This is a genomic window from Paraburkholderia sp. (assembly GCF_035656215.1).
GTDB lineage: Bacteria > Pseudomonadota > Gammaproteobacteria > Burkholderiales > Burkholderiaceae > Paraburkholderia.
In genome coordinates this window covers 1-4,679 of sequence record NZ_DASRSY010000233.1, presented here as the reverse complement: position 1 = coordinate 4,679, position 4,679 = coordinate 1, and the positions used below count along the sequence as shown (strand labels likewise).

4 protein-coding genes are annotated in these 4,679 nt (G+C 62.4%); all 4 read left to right on the top strand.

Annotated elements, in window-relative coordinates; all coding sequences use genetic code 11:
• Positions 1-851, top strand: an 851-nt coding sequence (locus VFE81_RS13190; RefSeq protein ID WP_325045017.1) for a prephenate dehydrogenase, incomplete at its 5' end; no start/stop codon positions are given.
• 18 nt (positions 852-869) lie between these two features.
• The gene (gene aroA / locus VFE81_RS13185; protein WP_325045016.1) at positions 870-2,174 is read left to right on the top strand and encodes a 3-phosphoshikimate 1-carboxyvinyltransferase; all 1,305 of its coding nucleotides are present in this window, start codon (positions 870-872) and stop codon (positions 2,172-2,174) included.
• A gap of 35 nt (positions 2,175-2,209) precedes the next feature.
• The gene (gene cmk, locus VFE81_RS13180) at positions 2,210-2,896 is read left to right on the top strand and encodes a (d)CMP kinase (RefSeq protein WP_325045015.1); all 687 of its coding nucleotides are present in this window, start codon (positions 2,210-2,212) and stop codon (positions 2,894-2,896) included.
• Positions 2,897-3,059: 163 nt separating this feature from the next.
• The coding region (gene rpsA / locus VFE81_RS13175; protein WP_325045014.1) for a 30S ribosomal protein S1 at positions 3,060-4,679 on the top strand (1,620 nt) is incomplete at its 3' end.

Below are 4,679 nucleotides of genomic sequence, written 5' to 3'. Positions count from 1 at the left end.
GGGGTGAGGCGGCAGGCGCACGCACGGTGATTGGTGTTGGGCGTTCGTCCGCGTCGACGGCGCGCGCGTTGGAATTGGGCGTGATCGACGCAGCCGCGGCGTTGAACGACGACGTCGCATTGCGTGACGCGCTCTCCGGCGCCGACTTCGTATTGCTGGCCGCGCCCGTCGCGCAGACGCAGCCGCTGCTCGAACGCATTGCGCCGTTTCTCGACGCAGGCACGATCGTCACCGATGCTGGCAGCACCAAGTCCGACGTGGTTGCTGCGGCACGCGCGGCGCTCGGCGCGCGTGCCGCCCAGTTCGTGCCGGGGCATCCGATTGCCGGCCGTGAGGCGAGCGGCCCGGATGCGGCGTTGCCCGACCTATACGTGAACCGCAACGTCGTGTTGTGTCCGCTGCCGGAGAACGCGCCGGAAGCGGTCGAGCGTGTTGCCGCGATGTGGCGCGCCACCGGCGCTTGTGTGCGAGACATGACGCCCGAGCAGCATGACCGCGTGCTCGCGTCGGTCAGCCATTTGCCGCACGTTTTGTCTTTCGCGCTGGTCGAGCAGATTCTCAATTCGCCCGACGCCGCGTTGAAATTCTCATTCGCCGCCGGCGGCTTCCGCGACTTCACGCGCATCGCCGCGTCGAGCCCGGAAATGTGGCGTGACGTGTGCGTGGCGAATCGCGTCGCATTGCTCGACGAGCTCGATGCCTACACGGCGGTGCTCGCACGTTTGCGCGCCGCGATCGAAGCCGCCGACGGCGCCGCGCTCGAAGCGGTGTTCGCGCGCTCGCGCGTCGCACGCAGCGAATGGCAGGAACAGCGCACTACCGGGGCGGCTCTCGGCGACGCCTCGAAATAACCGGAACTGGACTCAACCATGGAATTCCTCGATCTCGGACCATTTTCTCGTGCGTCCGGCACGGTTCGTTTGCCGGGTTCAAAAAGCATTTCGAATCGCGTGCTGCTGCTCGCGGCGCTCGCCGAAGGCGAAACGACGATCACGAACCTGCTCGACTCCGACGACACCCGCGTGATGCTCGACGCGCTCGAAAAGCTCGGCGTGCGCCTGAAGCGCGAGGGCGACACCTGTGTCGTGACCGGTACGCGCGGTGCGTTTACAGCGCGCAAAGCCGATCTGTTCCTCGGTAATGCCGGCACGGCGGTGCGCCCGCTGACCGCGGCGCTCGCAGTGAATGGCGGCGACTATCGTATTCACGGCGTGCCACGCATGCACGAGCGGCCGATCGGCGATCTGGTCGACGGTTTGCGGCAGATCGGCGCGAAGATCGACTACGAAGAGAATGACGGCTATCCGCCCCTGCGGATTCGCCCGGCGCAGATTCTGGCCGACGCGCCGATTCGCGTGCGTGGTGACGTCTCGAGCCAGTTCCTGACTTCGCTACTGATGACGCTGCCGCTGTTGCGCACCGAAAGCGGCGTGACGACTGTGCAGGTGGACGGCGAGTTGATCTCGAAGCCCTACATCGAGATCACGATCAAGCTGATGGAGCGCTTCGGCATCAAGGTCGAGCGCCATGAATGGCACCGGTTCATCGTGCCGGCGGGGCAGCGCTATCAATCGCCGGGCACCATCATGGTGGAAGGCGACGCGTCGTCGGCGTCGTATTTCCTCGCGGCCGGTGCGCTTGGCGGCGGGCCATTGCGGGTGGAAGGCGTCGGCCGGTCCAGCATCCAGGGCGACGTCGGCTTTGCCGATGCGCTCATCAAGATGGGCGCAAACCTGCAGATGGGTGAAGACTGGATCGAAGTGCGCGGCGTCGGCAACGACAACGGCAAGCTCAATCCGATCGACATGGACTTCAATCTGATTCCCGACGCCGCGATGACGATCGCCGTCGCTGCGCTGTTCGCGGACGGCACGACCACGCTGCGCAACATCGCTAGTTGGCGCGTCAAGGAAACCGACCGTATCGCGGCGATGGCCACCGAGTTGCGCAAGGTCGGCGCGAAGGTGCAGGAGGGCGAGGATTTCCTCGTCGTGACGCCGCCTGAAAAACTGATTCCGAACGCCTCGATCGACACCTATGACGATCACCGCATGGCGATGTGCTTCTCGCTTGTGAGCCTGGGCGGCGTGCCGATCCGGATCAACGACCCCAAGTGCGTCGGCAAGACATTCCCCGATTATTTCGAGCGCTTCACCGCGCTCGCTCAACCCTGATTCGCCCCCGAATCGACTGACGTGCGACTTTTTCGATGAAACCGACCCGTCCCTTTCACCAGACGCCCGTCATTACGATCGACGGCCCGAGTGCCTCCGGCAAAGGCACCGTGGCCGCGCTGGTTGCCGCGAGCCTCGGCTTCCACCTGTTGGATAGCGGCGCGCTGTACCGGCTCGCCGCGCTGGCCAGCATTCGCTATAAGGTCGCAGCGGACGATGCAGACGCGCTTGTAAAACTGATCGACGATCTGCACATCACTTTTCGCGAGGGGCTGGCGCAGCTAGACGGCGCCGACGTATCCGCCGACATCCGAGCGGAGGAAGTCGGCAGCCGCGCCTCGGCGATCGCCGTGCACGTACCCGTGCGAGCCGCGCTGGTGGCCCGTCAGCGGGCTTTCCGCAAGGAACCGGGGCTGGTCGCCGACGGCCGCGACATGGGCACCGTAATCTTCCAGGACGCCATGCTGAAGGTGTTCATGACCGCCAGCGTCGAGGCCCGTGCGACGCGCCGGCATAAGCAATTGATCCAAAAAGGATTTTCTGCTAATATGGATGACTTGCTCCGGGATTTACGTGAGCGCGACGAGCGTGACAGTCAGCGCGCGGCCGCGCCGCTCAAGCCCGCAGCGGATGCAAAGCTGCTTGATACCTCCGCATTGTCGGTCGACCAGGCGGTCGAACAGGTGGTGCAGTGGTATGAAGCTTGGGTCCCGCATGCCTGATGTCCGGGCAGTGTTTGAGTAGCGGGCGCAGTAGAGAGAAGTAGCGTTGTCAGTAGGAGTTCCGCGTGTGTCGTGGAGCGTGTATTAACCCCTTAACCCCGCGTGGCATTCGCAACTAGCCGAAATTGCTGACCGTCCCGGCCAGCCGGGCACCGCGAGAACCATGCAAATTTTGATTTTTATGTCCGACCTGCAAACTTCCAACCCGAATACCGAATCTTTTGCGGCTCTGTTCGAAGAGTCGCTGACCAAGCAAGACATGCGCGCTGGCGAGGTGATCTCCGCCGAAGTCGTGCGTGTTGACCACAACTTCGTGGTCGTCAACGCTGGTCTCAAGTCCGAAGCCTACATCCCGCTCGAAGAGTTCCTGAACGACGCGGGCGAGGTAGAAGTGCAGGCGGGCGACTTCGTTTCCGTCGCGATCGACGCGCTGGAAAACGGCTATGGCGACACGATCCTGTCGCGCGACAAGGCGAAGCGTCTGGCTTCGTGGCTGTCGCTGGAAAAGGCTCTCGACAACAACGAACTCGTGACCGGCACGATCACGGGTAAGGTCAAGGGCGGCATGACCGTCATGGTCAACGGCATCCGCGCGTTCCTGCCGGGTTCGCTGGTTGACACGCGTCCGGTTAAGGACACGACCCCGTACGAAGGCAAGACGCTGGAATTCCGCGTCATCAAGCTCGACCGCAAGCGTAACAACGTCGTGCTGTCGCGCCGTGCTGTGATCGAAGCAACCCAAGGCGAAGAGCGCGCAAAGCTGCTCGAAACGCTGAAGGAAGGCGCGATCGTGGAAGGCGTGGTGAAGAACATCACCGACTACGGCGCGTTCGTGGATCTCGGCGGTATCGACGGCCTGCTGCACATCACCGACATCGCATGGCGTCGTGTGCGTCACCCGAGCGAAGTTCTGTCGGTTGGCCAGGAAGTCACCGCGAAGATCCTCAAGTTCGATCAAGAGAAGAACCGCGTTTCGCTGGGTATCAAGCAACTGGGCGACGATCCGTGGGAAGGCATCTCGCGCCGTTACCCGTCGGGCACGCGCCTGTTCGGTAAGGTCACCAACATCACCGACTACGGCGCATTCGTCGAAGTGGAATCGGGCATCGAAGGCCTGGTTCACGTGTCGGAAATGGACTGGACGAACAAGAACGTTGCACCGTCGAAGGTTGTTCAGCTGGGCGACGAAGTCGAAGTCATGGTTCTCGAAATCGACGAAGACCGCCGCCGTATCAGCCTCGGCATGAAGCAATGCAAGCCGAACCCGTGGGACGACTTCAGCCGCAACTTCAAGAAGGGCGACAAGCTGCAAGGCGCAATCAAGTCGATTACCGACTTCGGCGTCTTCATCGGTCTGCCGGGCGGCATCGACGGTCTGGTTCACCTGTCGGACCTGTCGTGGAGCGAAACGGGCGAAGAAGCGGTTCGCAAGTACAAGAAGGGCGACGAAGTGGAAGCGATTGTTCTCGGCATCGACGTCGAGAAGGAACGCATTTCGCTGGGTATCAAGCAGCTCGAAGGCGACCCGTTCAGCAACTTCGTTGCAATGAACGACAAGGGTTCGATCGTCGACGGCGTGGTCAAGACGGTAGATGCGAAGGGTGCAGTGGTTACGCTGTCGGCTGAAGTCGAAGGCTATCTGCGCGCTTCGGAAATCGCCCAGGACCGTGTGGAAGATGCTCGCAACGTGCTGAAGGAAGGCGACAAGGTCAACGCGATGATCATCAACATCGATCGCAAGTCGCGTGGTATCAACCTGTCGGTCAAGGCCAAGGATTCGGCT

What these genes read in the sequence shown, in the direction of transcription:
- cmk (WP_325045015.1), top strand. Translation starts at nt 2,210, where the DNA reads ATGAAACCGACCCGTCCCTTTCACCAGACGCCCGTCATTACGATCGAC.
- aroA (WP_325045016.1), top strand. Translation starts at nt 870, where the DNA reads ATGGAATTCCTCGATCTCGGACCATTTTCTCGTGCGTCCGGCACGGTT.